This window comes from Actinopolyspora alba (assembly GCF_900112765.1).
GTDB classification, from domain to species: domain Bacteria; phylum Actinomycetota; class Actinomycetes; order Mycobacteriales; family Pseudonocardiaceae; genus Actinopolyspora; species Actinopolyspora alba.
The window spans coordinates 173435-194313 of sequence record NZ_FOMZ01000006.1 but is presented as its reverse complement, the minus strand read 5'-3'; the positions used below and the strand labels follow the sequence as shown (position 1 = coordinate 194313).

At 66.1% G+C, this 20879-nt stretch carries 16 protein-coding genes and 1 pseudogene; 7 read left to right on the top strand and 10 right to left on the bottom strand.

Annotation, left to right across the window (positions count from 1 at the left end; all coding sequences use genetic code 11):
- Positions 1-133 precede the first annotated feature (133 nt).
- On the top strand, positions 134-661 hold the full coding sequence (locus BM150_RS10740; protein WP_092926637.1) for a CPBP family glutamic-type intramembrane protease: 528 nt from the start codon (positions 134-136) through the stop codon (positions 659-661).
- Positions 662-746: 85 nt separating this feature from the next.
- Here the strand turns inward: BM150_RS10740 and BM150_RS10735 are convergent, their stop codons facing one another.
- The 4 genes from BM150_RS10735 to BM150_RS10720 all read right to left on the bottom strand — a co-directional run bounded on the left by BM150_RS10735 (position 747) and on the right by BM150_RS10720 (position 7835).
- Positions 747-2621 carry a glycoside hydrolase family 3 protein gene (locus BM150_RS10735; RefSeq protein WP_245755420.1) on the bottom strand — a complete coding sequence of 625 codons (1875 nt, stop codon included), beginning with the start codon at positions 2619-2621 and terminating at the stop codon, positions 747-749.
- Between the two features lie 184 nt (positions 2622-2805).
- Positions 2806-3846 (bottom strand): LacI family DNA-binding transcriptional regulator, encoded by a 1041-nt coding sequence (locus BM150_RS10730; protein WP_092926633.1) that lies wholly within the window; start codon positions 3844-3846, stop codon positions 2806-2808.
- A 128-nt stretch (positions 3847-3974) separates the two neighbouring features.
- Complete coding sequence (locus tag BM150_RS10725; RefSeq protein WP_092926631.1) at positions 3975-6785, bottom strand: beta-L-arabinofuranosidase domain-containing protein; 2811 nt, start codon at positions 6783-6785, stop codon at positions 3975-3977.
- Positions 6786-7142: 357 nt separating this feature from the next.
- Positions 7143-7835, bottom strand: a complete 693-nt coding sequence (locus tag BM150_RS10720; protein ID WP_092926629.1) for a GH12 family glycosyl hydrolase domain-containing protein — start codon at positions 7833-7835, stop codon at positions 7143-7145.
- Positions 7836-8252: 417 nt separating this feature from the next.
- On the opposite strand from BM150_RS10720, the gene BM150_RS10715 reads away from it, so the two are divergent.
- Both BM150_RS10715 and BM150_RS10705 read left to right on the top strand, forming a co-directional pair.
- Complete coding sequence (locus BM150_RS10715) at positions 8253-11255, top strand: glycoside hydrolase family 3 protein (protein ID WP_092926627.1); 3003 nt, start codon at positions 8253-8255, stop codon at positions 11253-11255.
- Between the two features lie 348 nt (positions 11256-11603).
- Positions 11604-12608 (top strand): LacI family DNA-binding transcriptional regulator, encoded by a 1005-nt coding sequence (locus BM150_RS10705; RefSeq protein ID WP_092926925.1) that lies wholly within the window; start codon positions 11604-11606, stop codon positions 12606-12608.
- A 420-nt stretch (positions 12609-13028) separates the two neighbouring features.
- Here BM150_RS10705 and BM150_RS10700 read toward each other — a convergent pair whose 3' ends face one another.
- A complete protein-coding gene (locus BM150_RS10700; RefSeq protein ID WP_092926623.1) occupies positions 13029-13613 on the bottom strand; it encodes a dihydrofolate reductase family protein in 585 nt (194 codons plus the stop codon).
- Positions 13614-13875: 262 nt separating this feature from the next.
- Between BM150_RS10700 and BM150_RS24910 the strand changes: the two genes are divergently transcribed.
- Positions 13876-13998, top strand: a complete 123-nt coding sequence (locus tag BM150_RS24910; protein ID WP_281243680.1) for a hypothetical protein — start codon at positions 13876-13878, stop codon at positions 13996-13998.
- Between the two features lie 106 nt (positions 13999-14104).
- On the opposite strand, the gene BM150_RS10695 is transcribed toward BM150_RS24910, so the two are convergent.
- A complete protein-coding gene (locus tag BM150_RS10695) occupies positions 14105-14857 on the bottom strand; it encodes an NPP1 family protein (protein ID WP_245755418.1) in 753 nt (250 codons plus the stop codon).
- Positions 14858-15266: 409 nt separating this feature from the next.
- Here BM150_RS10695 and BM150_RS10690 point away from each other — a divergent pair, with 409 nt between their 5' ends.
- Entirely contained in the window at positions 15267-15521 is a 255-nt protein-coding gene (locus BM150_RS10690; protein ID WP_092926619.1) for a hypothetical protein, read from the top strand.
- Positions 15522-15560: 39 nt separating this feature from the next.
- Here the strand turns inward: BM150_RS10690 and BM150_RS10685 are convergent, their stop codons facing one another.
- On the bottom strand, positions 15561-16820 hold the full coding sequence (locus tag BM150_RS10685; protein WP_092926617.1) for an MFS transporter: 1260 nt from the start codon (positions 16818-16820) through the stop codon (positions 15561-15563).
- Between the two features lie 257 nt (positions 16821-17077).
- Here BM150_RS10685 and BM150_RS10680 point away from each other — a divergent pair, with 257 nt between their 5' ends.
- Entirely contained in the window at positions 17078-17890 is an 813-nt protein-coding gene (locus tag BM150_RS10680; protein ID WP_175496773.1) for a metal-dependent hydrolase, read from the top strand.
- 36 nt (positions 17891-17926) lie between these two features.
- Here BM150_RS10680 and BM150_RS10675 read toward each other — a convergent pair whose 3' ends face one another.
- From BM150_RS10675 to BM150_RS10665, 3 genes are read right to left on the bottom strand one after another with little or no spacing between them, the layout of a single operon-like run.
- The gene (locus tag BM150_RS10675; protein WP_092926613.1) at positions 17927-19114 is read right to left on the bottom strand and encodes a hypothetical protein; all 1188 of its coding nucleotides are present in this window, start codon (positions 19112-19114) and stop codon (positions 17927-17929) included.
- Positions 19111-19881 (bottom strand): bestrophin-like domain, encoded by a 771-nt coding sequence (locus BM150_RS10670; protein WP_092926611.1) that lies wholly within the window; start codon positions 19879-19881, stop codon positions 19111-19113. The genes BM150_RS10675 and BM150_RS10670 overlap by 4 nt, the downstream gene beginning before the upstream one ends.
- Positions 19882-20172 carry a helix-turn-helix domain-containing protein gene (locus BM150_RS10665; protein ID WP_092926609.1) on the bottom strand — a complete coding sequence of 97 codons (291 nt, stop codon included), beginning with the start codon at positions 20170-20172 and terminating at the stop codon, positions 19882-19884.
- A 554-nt stretch (positions 20173-20726) separates the two neighbouring features.
- Between BM150_RS10665 and BM150_RS25060 the strand changes: the two are divergent.
- Positions 20727-20879 (top strand): annotated as a pseudogene (locus BM150_RS25060) (Crp/Fnr family transcriptional regulator); the annotation flags it as partial.

Here is a 20879-nt window from a genome sequence, read left to right as displayed (position 1 = left end):
CTCGGTGAAGACGCGCCCCGACTTCGGCGCATGCCCCGGCCTCGGCGAGAGCCGACCGTAGCCCGCCCCGCTGTGGCTGCTGCTTACCGGGCACACCAGCTTTCGAGGCTCGTCGGACGAGGGCGCGCATCCCATGACGCTGTGGCAGACGATGCTGCCGCCGCTGGTCGGGATGGTACTGACACGGCTGGTGCCACTCCGGATCGCGTTAACCGATCCGCTCTCCCGCGCCCGACAGGCGCTGGTGTTCCGGGAGATGTGGGTGCTCCTGCTGGCGGCTATCGCGTTTCCCACCGTGATAGCCGTGCTGCCCGCCGGGATATCCCGTGGATTGTGGTACGCGGTACTGAAAGTTCTGCTGTTCCTCGTGGTGCCGCTTGTCACCTTCCGGCTGCTCCGCGGGGCGGAGCAGTCCACCTCAGCGATCGCGGTCCGAGTGCCCCGGTCGTGTTGGCTGGCTCCGCTGCTTGTTGTCCTGGCGTGGTTCTATCTGTCGCGAATCAGTCCACTGGCTCCGCCGCCCTATCCGGTCACCGGGTTGCCGGACCCGGTGACCCTGGCTGTGGCCTCACTGGTGACGTTGCTTACCGCCGGTGTTCTCGAGGAGATCTTCTACCGTGGCTTCCTGCAGACCAGGCTGGAGAACCTGGTCGGTCGCTGAGTTGAACCGGAAAACGCCGTGTGGAAACGGCGTTCCGGCCCGGAACTGGACCATCGGGCCGGAACGCCGGGTCGATCACGGGTTTCTAGTCGCGATAACTGAGCCCGTAGCCGTAGGGATACAGCGGATCCTTACCGTCTCCCTGGTTGATGGGTTGTTGCTCGAACGAGCGCATCCAGGTCATCGGAAGTTCACCCGTGGGGTCGTACTTGCCGAACAGCACGTCGGCCACCCCACCGCCCTGGGTTCCGGGGAGCCAGGAGGCCAGCAGCGCGTCCCAGTTACCGACCTCGGAGGCGATGTCCATGGGACGGCCCGAGGCGAGCACGACGATCACGGGCACGCCGGAGGAACGCAGCTTGGCGATGGTGCTCAGGTCCTCCTGGGAGAGCTCGAGCCCGTTGGGGCGGTCACCCTGGTACTCGGCGTAGGGCTTCTCCCCCACGACCGCGATGGCGGCGTCGTAGCTGTCGTTGATTCCCTCACCGTGGCGGTTGTAAGTCACCGAGGAGTCCGAGACCTCGCGAATCCCCTCCAGGATCGTGGTTCCCTCGGTGATGTCACCGCTGGATCCCTGCCAGGAGATCGTCCAACCGCCACTCTGGTTTCCGATGTCATCGGCATTGGAACCGGCCACGAACAGGTTGTCCGTTCCCGAGGACAGCGGCAGCACACCCTCGTTCTTGAGCAGCACCTGCGACTCGCGGACCGCCTGACGTGCCAGTTCACGGTGCTCGGCGCTTCCCACCGTCGACAGCAGATCACGCTGGGCGTACGGGTGTTCGAACAGCCGGAGCTCGAACTTCTTGGTCAGCACGCGGCGGGTGGCGTCGTTGATGCGCTGCATCGGGACGCGGCCGGACTCCACTTCCCGCCGCAGGTGGTTCAGGAACTTCTCGTGGTCCTTGGACAGCATGATCATGTCCAGGCCGGCGTTGACGGAACGTCGCACCTCGGAGGCCGTCAGCGTGCTGTCGTCGCCGTCGAGCTGGTGAATCGCATTGTAATCGGACAGCACGATACCGTCGAAACCGAGTTCGCCCTTGAGCACGTCGTTGATCAGGTACTCGTGCTCGTGCAACTTGTCGCCGTTCCAGCTGCTGTAGGAAACCATCACCGAGCCCACGCCGCGTTCGATGGCTTCGTGGAACGGCGCGAGATGGATCCGGCGCAGTTCCTGCTCGCTGAGCTGGGTGTTTCCCTGGTCGACCCCGCCGGTCGTTCCGCCGTCACCCACGTAGTGCTTGGCCGTGGCCATGATCGACGTCGGGTCCCCGCCCAGAGTGGCACCCTGATAGCCGGTGATCTCGCTGCTCATCGCCGAGGCCAGTTCCGGGGTCTCCCCGAAGGACTCGTAGGTTCTGCCCCAGCGGTCGTCCCGAGCCACGCACAGGCACGGTGAGAACGTCCAGTCGACGCCCGTGGCCGCCACCTCCTCGGCGGTCGCGGCGCCGATCCGGCGCACCAGCTCGGGGTTGCGCGTGGCACCGAGACCGATGTTGTGCGGAAAGATCGTGGCTCCCCGCACGTTGTTGTGACCGTGCACGGCATCGACGCCGTACAGAACCGGAATGCCCAGCGGAGTGTCGAGCGCGGCACTTTGGTACCGGTCGTACATGTCTGCCCACGCCTCGGGCGTGTTGGGGCTCGGTGCGGATCCGCCCCCACTGAGCACGGAACCGATCCGGAGTTCGGCGACCTCGGAGGGGCTGGCCGCACCCCGCGTGATCTGAACCATCTGTCCCAGTTTGTCCTGCAAGGACATGCGCGACATCAGCTCGTCGACCCGCTCCGTCACGGACGACCGCGGATGGTGCGGGTGATGATCGTGATGACCGTGGTGATGCGTGGTGTGCGCCGCGGCGGGGGCAAGCGCGCCGGTCAGCAGCGTGACCACGGCCATGCCCGCCACGGCGGGCAACGATCGCCGAAGGCGGCGACCGGTCGCTCGATGCGACATGGAGGCTCCTCACGGGAACGTGAACGATGCAGTTTCTGGCACGCTCGTAGCATGCTTGTGAGCGCTCCCAATACCAATCGGCCGGTCGTCGTCACCGGCGCTGCTCCACCCGGAGCTGTTCCCGACCTGTTCGACGGGTCGGCTGCCGCGCCCTCGCTGCACAACACGAACTGAACAGTCAGTACTACCGGCCGGAGGTCTCCCACGAACTGCCGAGGGTGCTCTGCCGCGTGACCAGTTCCGGTGGAACGACGGCACTGGTCGCCGCCTGGGTGGGATCGTCGATCCGCTGCAACAGCAGCTCCATGCCGTGCCTGCCGACCGCGTCGAAATTCTGCCGAACCGTGGTCAACGGCGGTGTGAAGAAGGCGGAGTCCGGACTGTCGTCGAACCCCGCCACCAGCACGTCATCCGGTATTCGGAGACCGCGCTCGTGGAAGGCGCGAAGTACGCCGAGCGCCATCTGGTCGTTGGCGACGAACACCGCGCGAACATCGCCGCGCTCGGCCAACAGCTGCCCGTTGGCATAGCCGGAAGCGGGAGTCCAGTCACCTCGCAGTACTTCCGGGGCGGTGATCGCCGCACGTTCCAGCTCGGACCGCCACCCCGAGACACGTCCCTGCGCCTCCAGCCAGTCGATCGGTCCGGCGACGTGCCAGACGGTACCGACCTTCCGGTCCAGCAGATGCCGGGTGGCCAACCGCGCCCCTTCGACCTGGTCCACGCAGACCACGGGATGTCCACCCCCGTCACCGCCCTCGACCACGACCAGCGGGAGGTCGGACGGCACGTGCCGCAACGCCTCGACCGCCACCCGCTGCGGTGCGATGGCGATGATGCCCTCGACGAACTGGCTGCCGAGACGTTCCACGGCATGCCGAATGGCGTCCTCGTCGACGTCTTCCACGTTAGCCACGCTGACGAAGTAACCGGCAAGCCGCGCGGCTTGTTCGATGGCGTACAGCGTGTTGGCGGGACCGAACAACGTGGTGGTGAAGCTGACGACCCCGATACCCCTCGTGCGCCGTGTCACCAGCGCACGAGCGGCGGAATTCGGACGATAGTCCAGCTGCTCGATCGCGGCGAGGATTCGGTCGCGAGTCGCCGGTGACACCGAGGGGTGCTCGTTGAGCACCCGGGAAACCGTCTGGTGTGAAACCCCCGCCAACCGAGCGACGTCGGCCATCACCGCCGGACGCCGTGGCGAGATGTCGTTCCGGGTCATCGCCAACCTCCGTGGTGTCGGTCCCGAACCGACGTTACCGCCTCCTTCCCACGAGCTCGTTCGACAGTGGACGGATGGCCGGAACCAGCGGTGGAGCTTGCACCGGTCGATGGCGGTCCCGTGTCGATTCAGTCGTCGAACCGTGCTCTGCCCGCGGCCGCGACGATGTTTTCCCGCTCGGGATCGGTGAAAACACCGTCCTGCTGCCAACGTCGCGCAACGCGGGCGACGTGGCTGGTGAACTCTCCCCCGCTCTCGAACGGCGCCGCCGACCAGATCTCGTCGAGGAAAGTGACGCTCCCCGAGGAGCCGCGGTTGGGAACGCCGGAATCGACCGAATCGAACACGACTCGTGGCTCCCTCCTGCGAAAGTAGGAATGAAAGGCATCCGTCGTCCCCTCGAAGAACGGAGCCAGCTCCACATCACCGAGCAGGAAGTGCAGTGGCTTGTCCGGTAATTCGGTCAACGCCGGCGACAGATCCCCGGACAGCCGCGCTGTGTCGTACAACGTGAACTGGAGGAACTCGGAGCGTTCGTCCAGCGCGACGAGGTTGAGCGGCCCGTACATCAGGTTCTGCACCGTCGGGTCGTCAGGAGTGCGTTCCGCACGTAGCCGGAACGGCAACTCGACGTCGACAGTGTCGCCGGTGCGCCACTCCCGCGAGAGAACGAGGTATCCTTGCTCGCTGGTCTCGACCGGTTGGCGGATCCCGTTGATCCGGACGGCGAAACCGGGCCCCACCCATTCCGGAACACGCAAGTGCAGTTCGAACCATGCCGAACCGGTCACCCGCAATCTGCTGTGCTGTTCGTACGGAAAACTCGTGTCCTGTTCGATCGTCACCGCTCTGGAGCTCCAACGCAGTGTCGAAGGCAGGTAGAGGTTCACGTAGAGCGCGCTTCGATCCTCACGTGCGAAATAGACCGAATCCTGGTACTTCGTCGCGCTTTCCATGCCCGTTCCCTCACAACACGTGGTGCCGTTCTTGGGAGTGAAATCGCGGATCGCGCCGGGACCGAGGTCGACGAAGTAGGTGGTCAACGGTTTCTCGGCATCGTCGTGGTCACGTTTGGAACCGAGGATCTGGTTGAACAGAGCGCGCTCGTAGTACTCGGCGTAATCGCGCTCGCCCTCCCACCGGAACAACGAGCGCGTCAGCTTGAGCATGTTGTAGGCGCAACACGTCTCGGCGGCCTCGGAGCTCAACAGCTGAGCCACCCGGCCGGGACGGTGGAAGAACTCCCCCTCGCCGGTTCCCCCGATTCCGAACATCCTGGTCGGTACCACCATGCCCCAGAAGTTGCGCGCCGCCCGCAGGTAGCGCTGCTCACCCGTTCGCTCGTACAGCAGCACCAGGCCGGTCAGGATCGGGATGTGCTGGTTGGCGTGCTTGCCGTCGAGAACATCCGTGTTCTGTGCACAGGCGTCGATGAACGAGTCCAGGTCGAAGTACTCGGCCAACCGCAGGTGGTGCGGTTGTCGAGTGTGCTCGTGAGTACGCAGGATCGCCTCTACGACACCGCCGTACTCCCCGCTGGAGAAGAGGCTCCACATCCGTTGGCGATCGGCCTCGGTCAACTCGCTCAGGCGTGAGTACATCCAGTCGCACATCCCGGAGGCCAGATCGAGCGCGCGCCCGTCACCGGTGGTTTCGTAGGCGTCCAGTACTCCCTGCAGGATTTTGTGCGCGGTGTAGTACGGCGCCCACACCACGGGGTAGCTGCTGCTGGTCAGCGATTCGAGCCGGATGAACTGGGTCTCCGGGTAGGCGGCCAGGAAACCGGGGTGGCTGGGTTTCCCCCACGTCCGGGCGTAGGTGGCGTGCCGGTGGGCGCCCGAGCGGTCGTGCAGTACGGTTCCGCCCCGCTCCCGGCACGGGTACGAGAACCGGTCACCGGAACCGGCGGTGGTCGCTGCCGCCTCGGTGTGCCTGAGCTGTTCGATCTGTCGCGGAGCCAGTACGCTCGACCACAGGTTGAGGTCCGCGTAGCCGCCGGAGTGGACGGGATCGTCGTAGTGCGACCGCCCGAGCCAGCAGTGCGCGAGGCTGCCGAGCTCGGCCGGGGTCAACGACAGCTCCGCGTTGTGGCCGACCTCCCTGCCGTTGATGTAGAGCGCGCCGGAGCCCTCGGAGAGGGTCAGGGCGACGTGGCTCCACTCCCCCACCGGAAGCGACTCGGAACCGACGATCCGTTCCTCGCTGCCACCACCTGCCCGGGTGATGGCGAACCGTGGTACTCCGTCGCTGTCTCTCGGGGTGAGGAAGAGGTTCGTGTCGGTGTCGTTGCCGAAGTCGAAGATTCGGGTCCACTCGTCGGCGGCTGCCGGGCGAACCCACCCCGCGAAGGTCATGGCTCGCAGACCGTTGACCGTCTCCGGGGGGACAGAGAAGTACAGACAGGACCCGCGCCGCACCTCGACGGCGCGGTCGAGCGGACCAGCCGCGCCGCGAATGGCCGGTTCCCGGTTCAGCGCCTGGCGGCACTCGTGCAGTGCGGCGACCATCGTGGTCAGCTTCCGGTGGAACACCGCTTCACCGGTGCCGGCGTGCGCCTGGGACAGCATCGTCATGAAGTGCCCGGCGAAATGACCTCGTAGATTGCCGTTGCCCTGCCCGTCCAGGTTTTCCCAACCCTCTGGTGCGACGGCGCCGTGGGTGGGAAGGTCCGCGTTCGCGCGGAACGCCAACAACAGCCGGTTCTCGTCGTATCCCCGCGCGAAATCCAGCATTCGAGCACGTTTTCGGGCGAACAGGCCCCGCTCGAGACGCACGTCGGACAGGGAGAACCCACGTAGTGGTGGTTCGGTGCTTGTCGCTGCCGCTCGTGTTGTCGCGGAGACGGCGGTGTCGGGAGTCGTGATGGAAGTCAGGAGGGGAAGGGACGCCGAGGCCGCCCCGAACCGGAGCGCGTCCCGACGGTTGAAGTGGCGTGCCATGAGGTTTTCCTGCCTTCGGAGTGGAACTGAGCGTCGGGAAACAGTCACACGAAGTTGTGTTAGCGCTAACACGAATCGAGTTCGCACAGTAACAACACGTGATCTCGGTGGCCATGCGTGAACCGGTTCAGGCCCGGTAAGCACAGAATCTTTCACGAAACCCGCCTCGTCCTCGGGGCGGCTGACACGCAGGGCCCGTGAGCCGGGGGTGTCGAACCGGCGAACGCGCGCGCTCACGGAGGAATCGACACTACGCACCTACCCATCGGCAGTGTTCGTCCCACGGTGTCGAGCACACGCCGCCGCGGGACGGCTCGTGCGACGAGTCGTCCCCGACACGAGGCGCATCGCGATTTCTCAGCCGGGCGTCACCGAGTACTCATCGGTGACGAAGTCCAGGCCATCGCTGGAGCTGGTGATCTCGAAACCGAACTGGACCTCGCCGACCGAGGCCTGGGCGTCCAGCCATCCCTGCCCGACGATCCAGGACATCACCGAATCGATGTCCACGGTCGCCGCGGTCGTATCTCCTCGCCGAACGAAGGAGAACACCTCGTTGGAACCATTGGATCCACGGTGCACGTTCCAGGTGTGGCCGCCGACGTCCACGGTGGCCACCCGAGAACCGATCGGGCCCACTGCACCGTGCTGATTCATCCAGAGCATGATCTCGTAGCTGTGGTCGTCGACCCAGATGTCGTAGGCGGTGGCATACGCCCCGGAGTTCGGAACCGTTACATCGAATTCGCTGGTCAGATCGCCGAGATCGCTGATGGGGCTGTCGATGGCCCTGGCCGAGTGCGGATAGGACTTGACTCCACCGGTATCGGGGTGGCTGGCCCACACTCCCCAGTTTCCGTGGGAATTCGCCCAGATCGACTGGGGGCCCACCCCGCTTCCCCAGACGTTGTTGCGCACCGTGTAGGCCCCGTCGGACCAGGTGGCGAACTTGGCCGAGGAACCCCACACGGCGGCATGGGCGGTGGTTGTGGTCAGGCCGAGGACGGCGAGAACGGCCACACACGTAACGGCCACTCGGGACAGTCGCATGCTGTTTTCTCCAGTGCTGTTGCCGGTTGTCGTTTCGGGCGCGAAGCCGACATACGATCGCGGTGAGACGGACGGGAGGGATCCGAGGTGGCCCTGTCCGGGTTGTGCCGGCTCCATCACCGACCACGAACCATTCGCGCGGTAGAAGGCTTCCGTCGATGATTTCAACAGCGCGGTTCGTCGAATCGCATCGATTGATCCAGCAGCAACGACGTTAGTTCAGTGTGGCGCACCACACAACACAGCACGGGAAAGCATTTGGAGGAAAGGCGCATTCCTGCAAAAAGAGCTGTTGACCCGCAGGATCCTCGGTGTCACAGTTCCTGTCATCGTTTTTTGTCGTGTAAGCGAAGTCGTCGAAAAGCAATCGAATCGCTTCGATTTATTTTCGACACTTCCGGGAAGTGGGTTGCGTCCATGCGTTCCGTTCCGCCCCAACTGCTCTCCCGCCGCCGCGTGTTGTCCCTGGCCGCCGGTCTCGCCGCCGGATCAGCGCTGACAGGGAGCGAGGCGCCTGCCGCCTCGGCCGAGCCGGTCGGTACATCCGGGTTCCGTGACTCCGCCCTCGCCCGAGGAACACGGATCGAGGACCTGCTGAGCAGGCTGACCCTCGACGAGAAGGTCGCCATGCTGCACCAGTACCAACCGGCCGTTCCCCGGCTGGGCATCGCGGCGTTCAAAACCGGCACCGAGGCGCTGCACGGCCTCGCCTGGTCCAACGACAGAGCGGCGGACGGTGCGGTGGTCACCGCGACGGCCACGGTGTTCCCGCAGGCCATCGGGCTGGCCAGCACGTGGGATCCCGAACTGATCGAACGGGTCGGTGCGGCCGTGGGCACCGAAGCACGGGGGTATCACGCCGAGGCCCCCGACATCTGGGGGCTACAACTGTGGGCACCGACGGTGAACCTGCTACGTGACCCGAGGTGGGGCCGCAACGAGGAAGGCTACTCCGAGGACCCGTACCTCACCGGTGCGATCTCCACCGCCTACGGGCGCGGTATCCAGGGTGATGATCCCGATCGGATACGTGCCGCACCGGTACTCAAGCACTACCTGGCCAACAACAACGAGGTCCATCGGCACACCACCTCGTCGATGCTGCCGCCACGGGTCAGACACGAGTACTACGAGGCCGCTTTCCGGCAGATCTTGTCGGCCGATGCCGCCACCGGGGTGATGTCGGCCTACAACCTGGTCAACGGCAGGCCGATGACCGTCCACCACGACATCGACGAGGTGGTGCGGGGCTGGGCACGACGAACACTGTGCAATGTCACCGACGCGGGTGGGCCGAACAACCTCACCGGTGCGCAGGACTACTACGCGAGCCAGCCGGAGGCCGACGCGGCGATCCTGAAGGCCGGGCTGGACAGTTTCACCGTCGACGGCACCGATTCCGGCAAGACCATCGCCGCGGTCAAGACCGCACTCGAACGCGAGCTGCTCTCCGAGAACGACGTGGACGAGGCCGTCCGCCACATACTGGACATGCGGTTCCGCCTCGGCGAGTTCGATCCACACGGTGGGCCGTACGGTCGGATCGACAAGCGAGTCGTGGACAGCCCCGCCCATCGGACGTTGGCCAGAAGAACCGCGACCGAGGCGATCGTGCTGCTGAAGAACGACCGGGACGCGTTACCAATGGACCGGCACCGAGTACGACGCGTCGCGGTGATCGGTCAGCTCAGCCAGACGCTCTACACCGACTGGTACTCCGCTGATCTGCCCTACGAGGTGACTCCGCGCGACGGCATCACCGCAGCGCTAGGACCGAACACCACCGTCTCCTCGACCGAAGGGGTCGACAGGATCGCACTGCGAGCACCGAGCGGGAGCTACGTGACCGCCGCGGCAGCTGAGGAGCCGCTGGCGGTCACCTCGGAGTCCGACGCGGCGACGCGGTTCGACGTGTTCGGTTGGGGCGAGGGGGTCGTGACGCTGCGCGCGGTGTCCAACGGCAAGTACGTCTCGTTCGGCGCGAACAGCACCCTGGTCAACAACGCCGAGCAGCCCAACGGCTGGTACGTGCGGCAGCAGTTCGAGTTGATCGATCACGACGGGGGATGCGTGCTGCGCTACGCGGGCAACGACACCGGGGAGTCGTGGTTCGGGGACAGCACCTACGTCGTCGTCGACGGGGAGGGGCGGTTGCGTGTCACGGCCTCCTCACCGGCCGCGGCGACCACCTTCACCCGCGAAGTGGTGCGAAGCGGCAGCGATGCCGCCGTCGAAGCCGCCACCGGCGCCGACGTGGCGATCGTCGTGGCGGGCAGCATGCCGTTCATCAACGGACGGGAGAACGACGACCGCCAGGACATGAAGCTGGCTCCGACGCAACAAGCGGTGCTGGAACGGGCGCACCGGGCCAATCCGCGCACCGTGCTGGTGCTGCAGAACAGCTATCCCACCACGATCACCTGGGCGCAGGACAACGTGCCCGCGATCGTGTGGACCACGCACGCCGGTGCGGAAACGGGCAACGCGCTGGCCGATGTGCTCTTCGGCGCGGCCAACCCCGCAGGGCGGCTCACCCAGACCTGGCCTCGCTCCGCCGACGACCTCGCCGACATCCTCGACTACGACATCGTCAAGGCCGAACGCACCTACCAGTACTCCACCGCGCCACCGCTGTATCCCTTCGGGCACGGCCTGTCCTACACCTCCTTCGACTACACCGCGGCACGCACGAGTGCCCCGGTGATCCACGCCGACGGCGAGGTCAGCGTCAGTGTCACGGTCGGCAACACCGGCCGACGTGCCGGCGACGAGGTGGTGCAGCTGTACACGCACCAGCGGGAGTCCCGCGATCCGCAGCCACGGAAGCGGTTACGCGCCTTCCGCAGAGTCAGCCTGGCGGCGGGCGAACGTCGGACCGTGACTTTCACGCTACGTGCCGCCGATCTCGCGCATTGGGACGTCACCAGGGAGAAGTGGGTGGTCGAAGCGGCGACGCACGACCTGATGCTCGGCGCTTCCAGCACCGATGTCCGCAGGCGACTCGCACTGCGGGTGTTGGGCGAGACCATTCCCCCGCGGAATCCGTACCACCGGACCAAGGCCGTCAATTTCGACGACTATTCGAACATCACGCTCACCGACCGGACGAAACAACACGGCACCACGGTCACTGCCTCGGATGACGGTGGCTGGATCCAGTTCCGCGATGTCGACCTCGCGGCGGGTGCGGACACGATCACCGCGCTGGTGGCCAACGGCTCCGCGAGCACCGCGCGCGTGCGCGTACGACTCGACGGCCCGGAGGGGAGACGGCTCGGGACCTTGCGCGTTCCGCCCACCGGCGGTGAACACGCCTACCGAACGGTGCGGTCCCGGCTGGCGCGGGCACACGGCCGTCACGATCTCTACCTCGTTTTCGAGGGCGGGGCAGGTCTCGCCGAGTTCCGGCTCGAGGGGTGATCGGCCCCGAGGGTGCTCGCCTCGAGTCGTGGTGTTCGGGTGGCCGGGAACTCGCCCACGAGCGCGCCGCCGGTTCGTTCCCGGTCACGGGTGGACCCGGTGCGTTTTCGCACGGGACCGAGCCGTCCACGGTGAATCGCTTCGATCCGTGCCGAGGAACCGCACGAGGACGAAGGAGAGCGCTGTGAGCGAAGTACGATCCCGGTGAGCGGTGTGGTCCCGACACGTTCTCCCACCGGGTGTGATTGTCGCCGAGCGACAGCATCGCCGGTGTGCGAGCCGGTCCGACCAGTGCCGTTCGGCACGATATCGTTCGATGCGATTCGACGCACCACGCCGGAGGACGAGATGGTCTCCATCGCCGACGTAGCCCGGGACGCGGGGGTTTCCTCCAGCACCGTCTCCTACGTGCTGTCCGGAAAGCGCTCGATCTCCTCGGAGACGCAGCGCCGGGTGGAGGCCAGCATCCACCGGCTCGGTTATCATCCCCATGCCGGGGCCCGTGCGCTGGCCAGCAGCCGCACCAGTGTGCTGGCACTGATCATGCCGCTGCGCACCGACATAGACGTTCCGGTTCTGATGGGGTTCGTCAACTCGGTGGTCACCACCGCCCGGAACTACGACTACGACGTGTTGCTGCTGACCAACGACGAGGGACCGGCCGGGTTGCGGCGGGTCGCTGATTCGGCGATGGCCGACGCGTTGCTGCTGATGGACGTCGAGGACGAGGACTCCCGGGTGCCGGTGTTGCAGTCGTTGTCCTGTCCGGGTGTGTTGATCGGGCTTCCGAACGACCCCGGGGATTTGTCCTGCGTGGATCTGGATTTCTCGGCCGCGGCGAAACGATGCGTTCGACACCTGGCCGACCTCGGACACGAACAAGTCGCCCTGATCGGTCCCTCACCCGTGGTATACGAACGCGGTACCAGCTTCGCGGGCCGGTTCCTGCGGGGGTTCACCTCCGCCGCGCGGGAACGCGGACTGCACGCCACCAGCCAGGCGTGCTTACCCTCGTACGAAGGGGTGCGCGACTGCCTCGACAGGATTCTCACCGAACAGCCGCGGCTGACCGGTCTGGTGGTGCACAACGAAGCGGTACTCGACCCCTTGCTGTCCGAACTGCACAGCCGTGACATGCGAATTCCCGAGGACATCTCGGTGGTGGCGGTAACCCCCGACGAGATGGCCGCGAACCGCTCCGTGCCGCTGACCACGGTGTCGCTTCCTTCCGAAGACATCGGAAGGATCGCCGTGGAGATGACGATGCGTGAACTCCAAGGAGTGCGGTCTCCCGAGGTTCGACTGCTCTCGCCTCGACTCACTCCCGCCCGAAGTACCGCGCAACGACACTGAGCGGCGCACCGTTCCGCACTGTCGGGGTGGTCAACGCTTACTGTCCGGTGCTCGTCGACATCCGTTCGTCCACCGGGCGCGATCGGGGCCACCTCGGAGCCGCTGTCCACGAGAAGCGGATATCCGAGCAGTGCTTCCCCTCGTGCTGCCTCGATCTGGGATTCAGCCATATTGAAAACGATATTCGTTTTCATGGGGATGTCAACATCGCCTCTTCCTGGAATCCTCCCCGCACACACCGTGTGCCCGCTCGGTGGCGACTCCGTGCCCCTTGGAGCCGCCACCGAGCGAGGCGTGTTTCGCGCTGCTACCCGGGCCAGCAAGGTGAAGTTGAATCCCTCTCGCGCCGGACGGCGAAGTGGAATCCGGCTCGACCCGCTCGACGTCCGTGCGTCCGCTTTCAACGCATCGTCGAGCGGATCAACGACGGGTGAGGTGCAGGCCGACCACCCCGTTCGCCAATGCGGTGACACCTGCCGTTGTGAAGCGTGCGTTCACACCGTCGGGAAACAGGCGTAGCCCCCCGCCGACCAGTACGGGAATCACGAACAGCCGCAGGTCGTCGATGAGGTCCAGGCGCAGCAGCTCGGCGATGACGCTGGCACTGTTGGCCACCAGGATGTCGCGCCCCGGCTGGTCACGTAGCTCTTCGACCTCGGAGGCGAGGTCGCGGGCGATGCGCGAGTTCTCCCACCGCGCTTCGGTCAACGTACGCGAGACCACCACCTTCTCGGTGGTGTGGAGCCAGCGTCCCAGCTCGCGGGTCCGTGGATCGGTGTTCTCGTCCCGGGTGATACCGGGCCAGACGGAGTGGAAACCCTCGTAGTTGGTGCGTCCGAGCAGGATCGTGTCGGCACCGCGCCAGATACCTTCGAAGTACTCGGCCGTCTGCGGATGCACCGCCTGTTCGTGCAGCCAGCTGTCACCGGCCGGGCCGTCGGGACCGCTGGTGTAACCATCCAGGCTCAGCCCTGCCCAGGCGACGATGCGACGAGAAGCGCTCATGACTATGTTCCGTTCGTTGACAGACGTGGCGGAGCTTCACGGGCACGAGACGGTCTGACGGGCGAAAGAGCTGGTGGGGCCGATGATCGTCTCGCTCGTGTCGGATGAGTGTACGGTCGAGCACCGACAAGTGAGACCGTCACGTGACTGTCCGCTCGGGGCCACCGTTGGTTCACGGCTTGTCCTGTCCGGCTCGGCAGCGGCGGATGTCCGCTGGAGATCGCGTCACCGGAATGGCACCTGTAACAGGAGAACCGGAGGCGTGACGACTGTGACCGGTGATTTCGAGCTGATCGTGGACGAGCTCCGAGTCGTGGCGCGTTTCGTGGTGGACAGCGCTCAGCAAGTCCTGCCGGCGTTCGAGGAAGCCGTTCCCGGGGGTTAGCGCCCGCGCGTGGCTGTTGAGGCCGCGTGGTGGGGTTCCTCGACGGCGGAGCTGTCGCGAGCGACACGGTGACGATGCGACCAGCTCCGCCGCTGCGACGCTCCGGTCACGCGTAGGGGTCGAAGGGGATCCCCTCCGGTTTGGCGTTGCTGAGATTGTCCTCGAAGGCGCCGTCGCTGATCGCGAGGCTGGCGCTGCCGAAGTCGGCACCGGTCAGGATCGAACGCGTGTCACCGGGAAAACGGTGCCAGCTCACCAGGTCCGGGTAGTGCCAGTCGTTCCAGTGATTCTCCGGTTGCTCGTCCTTGCCTGCCGTTCGAAAGGCGTGGGTGCCGAGCCCGTCCTTGTGGTAGACGACTTTGGCGTGGGTGCCGTCGTCCCAGCCGACCTCGGAGGCTGGGTGCACGTTGTAGTCACCGTGTGCGGAGGTGGCGACGTAGCGGGCACTGCCCTCGTGCACCCACACCACGACGTGCTCGATGTCGTGCCGGTGGCCGAAGGCGTCGAGTCCCGCAACGGCCTGGTCCTTCTGGAAATACATGTCGTAGAGGTAGGCCTGCCACCCGTTGTTGCGCTTGGCTCGGGCGTAGACATTGGAGTTTTCCAGGTCGGACGGATCGTGGCACTGACCGTCCAGCGCCCCGGAGTTGTTCAGTCCCCCGTTGAGCGTCCCGTTCACCCCGACGGCCACACTGGGATAGCACCCGTCGCCGTCGTAGTCGAAAGCGGGCGCCCACTTGGCGTCCTCGGCGGCGAAGTCGGCCGGAATCTCGGGCGGAACCTCCTCGGCGAGGGCGGTGCCCGGCAGAGCGAGCAACAGCAGAACCGTTCCGCCCACGGTTGAGAACAGCTTGGACACTTGCTTGCCGACTCCTCCCCGATCGATCGGAAACGGGGTTCGACGACGTGACTTCGGCGGGTCCGAGGGGACACTCGTGCTCGTCGCTGGTTCGCTGCGGTGCATACGATCCCTTTCGGTTCGTTGCGGTGGCGACGAGCAATGATCGTAACCATCGTGGGGGACTCACAAGGCACGTTTCGCTGAACGAAGTTTGACCGGACACCGTCGAAGAACCGACATGTTGTGGTGGCGTTGCCTCGTGCGGGACGCGGCGAACGACACGTCGGTCGCTGGTTAATCCGAGTGGTGTGCGGAACCCGGCTTCGCTCGGTGATACGTTGCCGCCTGCTCGGTCGGTGGCGCCCGGTGGTTCCGGCCGACCGGGGACGGCTGGGGACCGGCACGACAGGCGGAAAGGAACGTCGGTATGACCAAGGACGAGATCATCGAACGGTGCCGGTGGGCACGCGACCACAACGAGAGCCATCCGTCACAGCAGTGGTCGACGGGTGAACAGCTGGCGGTGGCACTGGTGCTGCGCGACCGCTCGTGGCTGGACTCGACGAACCACACCACCGAAACCGCCACCGACATGGTTTGCGAGCGGGCCGGGCTGTCGGCGTTCGAATTCACCGGTTGGCTCAACGACATCCGTGCCGCCCTCGAGTCGGAGCAGCGCTGATTCACGGCAGCTCGGCGGGCGAGGCATCGGCTGGCATCGTCAACCGCGTTCGAGTGCTTGCCCGGCCGGGCGCTTCGGAACTGTGAACCGCCGCAGCGGTCGGTTCGTCACCGCGAGAGCGAGGATTCCCAGGCCGCAGCAGAGCGCACCGGATACCGCCGCGAACGTGGCCGAGGTGGCCGCTGCCACGAGCCCACCCCGGAACTCGCCGAGATCCGGCCCGGAAGCACCGACGATGTGGTCCACGGCACTGATCCTGCCGCGGTGGGAGTCCGGGATCGCCAGCTGCACCAGAGCACCCCGTGAGATCACCGAGATCGTGTCGGCGGTTCCACCGAGCGTGAGACATCCGAGCAGTAGCCACAGTTGCTGACTCACGCCGAAGCCGGTCAGGGCCACCGCCCAGATTCCCGCCGCGGTCAGCATGACCACCCCCGGACGAGGAAGCCGCGTGATCGGGCCGGAAGCCAAGCCCGCCGCGATACCTCCCAACGACAGGGCGGACCAGAACAGACCCAGCGTCTCGGGGCTTCCGCCGAACCGCTGCTCGTTGATCATCGGGAACAACACGGTGGGCATCGCGAGGACGGTGGCCAGCACATCGGCGAGAAACGCACCGTGCAACTCGGGTCTGCTCGCGACGAACCGCAGTCCCGCGCCGATCGCAGCCGGTTTCCGGCGGTACCCGCCGGATTCCGGACACATGCTCGGCAGGCGCAGCACGGCGTGGAACGCTGCCGCGAAGGTCACCGCGTTCAGCAGGTAGCAGCCCTCCACTCCCCCAGCGGCGATGATCACCCCCGCGAGGACGGGCCCCGAGAGCATGGCCGTCCGCATGCCGAGGTGGTTCAGCGCCATCCCGGTGGGGAGTTGCCACTCCGGCAGCAGTCGGGCGGTGAAACTCCTGCGGGCGGGGGCGCCAGTGGCACCGCAGATCTCCTGTGCGGCGACCAGCACCAGCAGCAACCACCACGAGCCGAGACCGGCCAGTGCCTGCGAGGTCAACGCCCCGGCGCAGGCGAACTGTCCCGAGGTGGTCAACAGCACCAGTCGCCTTCGGTCGACGCTGTCGGCCACCGACCCGCCGAGCAGCCCGAACAGCACCGCCGGTACGGCACGTGCGATTCCCACACCGCCCACCGCCAGCGAGCTGCCCGTGCTCTCCCAGGTCTGGTACAGCACGGCCACGGTCGTCAGCTGCCCACCGAACACGGACAGCGTGCTACCTGCCCACCAGCGGCGAAAAGCGGCGTTGGAACGTATCGGGCGCGTGTCGAGCAGCCTGTCGCAGACGTTCATGGAAGTTCGCCCTCAAGGGGTCCGGCGAAGCCCCGAGTCGTCACCGGGTCCGGCAGTGCCACCGAAGGACTGCGCGGTGACACGCGACACGACACGGTAGCACTTTCCACAGTGGTCCAGAATCGCCGCGGTTCCCCAGCGAGTAGCACCACCGCGGATGTGATCTTGTTTCTGCCGGGCCGATTCCGGCCCGGCCGGCGGCCCGCTTCTCGGGCGCCGGTTCACTCCGAACGCGACGAAACGGTCTTTCTGCGATGATGAACGGTGCGCACGCCGCCACGGGCCTGTTGACCGGCACCACGGTGGCCAGCTTCGCCCAACCAACCCCACCGGGAATCGCCCTGGGTGCGCTGGCCGGGGCGGGGGCGGCCTTACTGCCCGATATCGACCACGACCAGTCCACCATCACCAAATCCGCCGGTCCTGTCACTCGAGGGGCGGCGGAGCTGTTGCAGACGCTGGCCAGGTGGACCTATCGCCGTACCCGCTTACCCCACGACCCCAGGGCTTCCGGCAAGACCGGCGAGCATCGAGGGCTCATCCACACACCGGTTTTCGCGCTCCTGGTGGGGGCGGCGCTGGCCGGTGCCACACTGGCCTCGAAGTGGGTGGGCATCGTGGCGGTGTACGTGCTCACCAGTGCGGCGCTGCGTTCGCTGCGTTGGTCGTTGCCCACTCAGGTGCGTGGCACGCTGCAGCTGCAGCGTCGTGTCGCACCGCCGCTGTACGCCCTGCTGGCCACCGGGCTGTTGGTGTATGTCCATGCCGTCGCCGACGCCGGTGTGTGGCTGGGGGCGATCGTGGCGCTGGGGATGATCGTGCACAGTGTCGGCGACGGGGCCACCAATTCGGGGATCCCGTTCGTGTGGCCGTTCAAACGCGCCTGCGACCGGTGCCGCGGCGGCGCCGGTTGTCCGGGCGCCAGGTGGGACCGGCAACACGTGCTTCCCGAATCGCTGCGGTTTCCCGCCGGTGCGGGGGTCGAGAAGTTCGTCGAGGCCGGATGTCTGGTGGTCGCGGCGTTCGTGGCCTGGCCCACCCTGACCACGCTGTTGACGGCACCGGCCTGACGCCGGCCTCCCGGGTGGTTCTCGGGCGCGGAAGGCTCAACGTAGTCGCCGCAGCACGACTCCGGACCCGATGATCAGCAGTAACGTGGCCAGCACCCATTGTCGTTTGGTCTCCGTGTCGAGGGGCCGCACGGGCCGACGCTGTGTCGGGACGGGTAGAGCGGTCGCGTTCGGTGGGCGGGACTGTGGGACGGATGTGCTCGGTGGCCGCGACGAGGGGGGCGGTCGCGGTGTACTGCTCCGACTCGGCGTGTTGGTGGGGGGCTGTTGGGTGGTCACCTCTGGAGGGGTTTCGGTGGGTGGGGACGGTGTGGTTGTTTCCGGTGGCGTCGACGGTGGACGGGGCGACGTGGTGGATGGCGGGGGTGTGGGTTGTGGTGCGGCGGGAAGGCACCCCGCCGCGTCGTTGTGGTGCAACGGCCTGCCCCGTGCCAGTTCGGCGGTCTCCGCGGGGTCGGCACCGATCCGGTAGAACCTGCTGTGGCCGGCCACGTTGTCGGCGACGACGTAGCGGCCGCCGTCGTCGGTGATGACGATCGCTCCGTACCGGGCGGGCGGGAGCGCCACAGGCTCGGTGGAGACAACCGTTCCGTTGTCGACGGCGAGTTCGAGCAGCACGGCTTCGTGCTGGTGGTTGGTCGTGACGGTGAGCAGCGTTCCGTCGGAGGTGGCGGCGAGATCTCCGATCGGCAGCGGGACGAGCCGGGGCGCCAACCACGTGACGTGGGTGACGGACAAATACGTGGCACTGTCGGGATCGATGTCGACGGTGTAGAGCCGATGTCTGGTGACCAGATACCACTCGTACCCGTCGACGGCCCCCGCCCGGATCTCGCCCGTCCGCGGTGGCGACATCCGCGGCGCGAGGTCGCGTAGCGGACCGAGGTCGTGCGTCGTTCCCTGCGGGTCGACGGTGATCACGCGCGTGCCACGGAAGGGGAACGTGCCGGTGCTGCTGAGCCCGTAGGCCTTCCCCTGCTCGGCGGAATAGCCCAGTGTCTCGACGGGGCCGGGAGGTTGCGGCAGTTCCTCGGTCGTCATGCCGGACAGCGTGACGCGCCGAAGCGTGGTGGCGGCTCCGAGCGGACTCGTGACGTGCAGCAGCGAACAGCCCGGTGCCACGGCGCGCTCTCGTGCCACCACGGTCGGGGACGACAGGCCGAGCAGTGCCAGTGTGGTCAGCAGCGCGGATATCGCCCGTGGGCTGCGGCGGCGCCCCCTCATCGATCGGAACCGAGTCGTTCCAGCGCCCAGCGGAACGCCTCCGGATCGATCCGTGAGTCACCGGCGAACGGGTTCTGCAGGTGATAGATCGCGAACACCAGCAGCGCGAGGGTACCCGCCAGGGTGGAGACGATCATGACGTGCGGCATCAGTCGCGTTCCCCCGAACAGGTTCGGCAGCAGCACCACGAGCACGCTTCCCAGGATGAGAACGAACCAGACCACCGTGGACACGTCGCGGTTGAAGGCCATGTTCAACCGGTCCTGTCGCTGCTGATAGACCGTCCGGAGACGATCCAACGCCTCTGCCTTACGTCCCTCCTGCCACTCACCGCCGGCGGGAGCGTCGAGAACGGCCCCACGTATTCGCTCGAGCTGGTTCCAGCCGTTGCCGGAGATGCCGTTGTCGCGCCGCATGCCGGGCCATTCCTGTTCGATGACCGTGTGGGCATAGGACTGGCTGAGAGCGCGGACACGCTCGGCGGTGTCGCCGGAAAGCGCCTCGGCCGCCCAGGAAACGGCGACCAGGCTCTGCGCCTCCCGGTACGCCCCTTCCCGCGCCACACCCACCGCGTCGAAAAGAGTCACCATGACAAAAGCCAACACCACGGCGTGCATGCCGCTGACGATGACGAAAACCTGCCCGGCCGCGTCGTTGTTTCCGGGCCTGCCCTCGTCCAGCCCGAACCGGCGCACCGCGTATCCGATCAGCCCGGCCGAGACCGCCGCAGCGATGACCCACAGCAAACCGCTGATGTAGGTGTTCATTCACGTTCCCGTACGTTGATCGTCGCGACATGTTGCCGCGGCGGTGCGCCCGGTGAGTTCGTTGACCGGAACCGACGCTGTTTCCGGGACGAGCAGTTCACCGATCTCGCAGTCGAGTGCGGCACAGATGATGTCCAGGTCGGACAGTTTCAGACTGACCGGCGCACCGGACCACAGTCCCGACATCTTGCCCGCTGAGACGGTCAGCCCGTACTCGGCCAGTCTGTTCTGCAGCTCTCCCGCTTTCCAGATACCGCGGTGCGCGGCCACCAACCGCAGATTCCACTTCAACTGTCACTCCTTCGCCGGATCACGAAAGTACGCCCTGTTCACAGAACCGGAGGAAATCTCGGAAATCCCGAGATCCTCACACCGGAGAAATGTCGAACACCGTCGGACATTAATAGCGGCTGATCCCGCCGTTGGCAAGTGCTCCCCGGAAGGCGCAACGATGTTTTCCTCCCTCGGACGGAGCATCGCGAGGTCCGTCCGAACGGTGCGTGTTGCTACGTTCGATGCCGTGAATCACAATCGCTCCCGACGCGAACCCGCACTCGGCGGATTGCCAACTACACTGCGTACCGATCAAGCGGCTGATTCGGTGAAATACAGCTAACAACACAGGACACGGAAAGAAGTCGTATCTTTCCACTTTCGAGCGACTTTGAGCTGCTCGCGTGTGCTGCTAATCTCGTGATCGTCCGGCGTTGAAAAAAGTTTCCATCTTCGATGGTTTTACTTCCGGGCGGGCAGGAAATACAGGCAGATCGGGACGGACACTGGATCCGGATTTTCGGTTTTTCTCACTACTGTTTCGACGCTGTGTGCGCGACAAGATTGGTGGAATGAACGTGACCACGGTGGATCCGGCCGGAGCAGACACGTATTCGCGGCTGAGCCTGGGAACCGAGGCGGCCCGCAATTTGGCGACGACGACGAAGTCGGCGCCGCAGATGCAGGGCATCACCTCGCGGTGGTTGCTGCGGATGCTGCCCTGG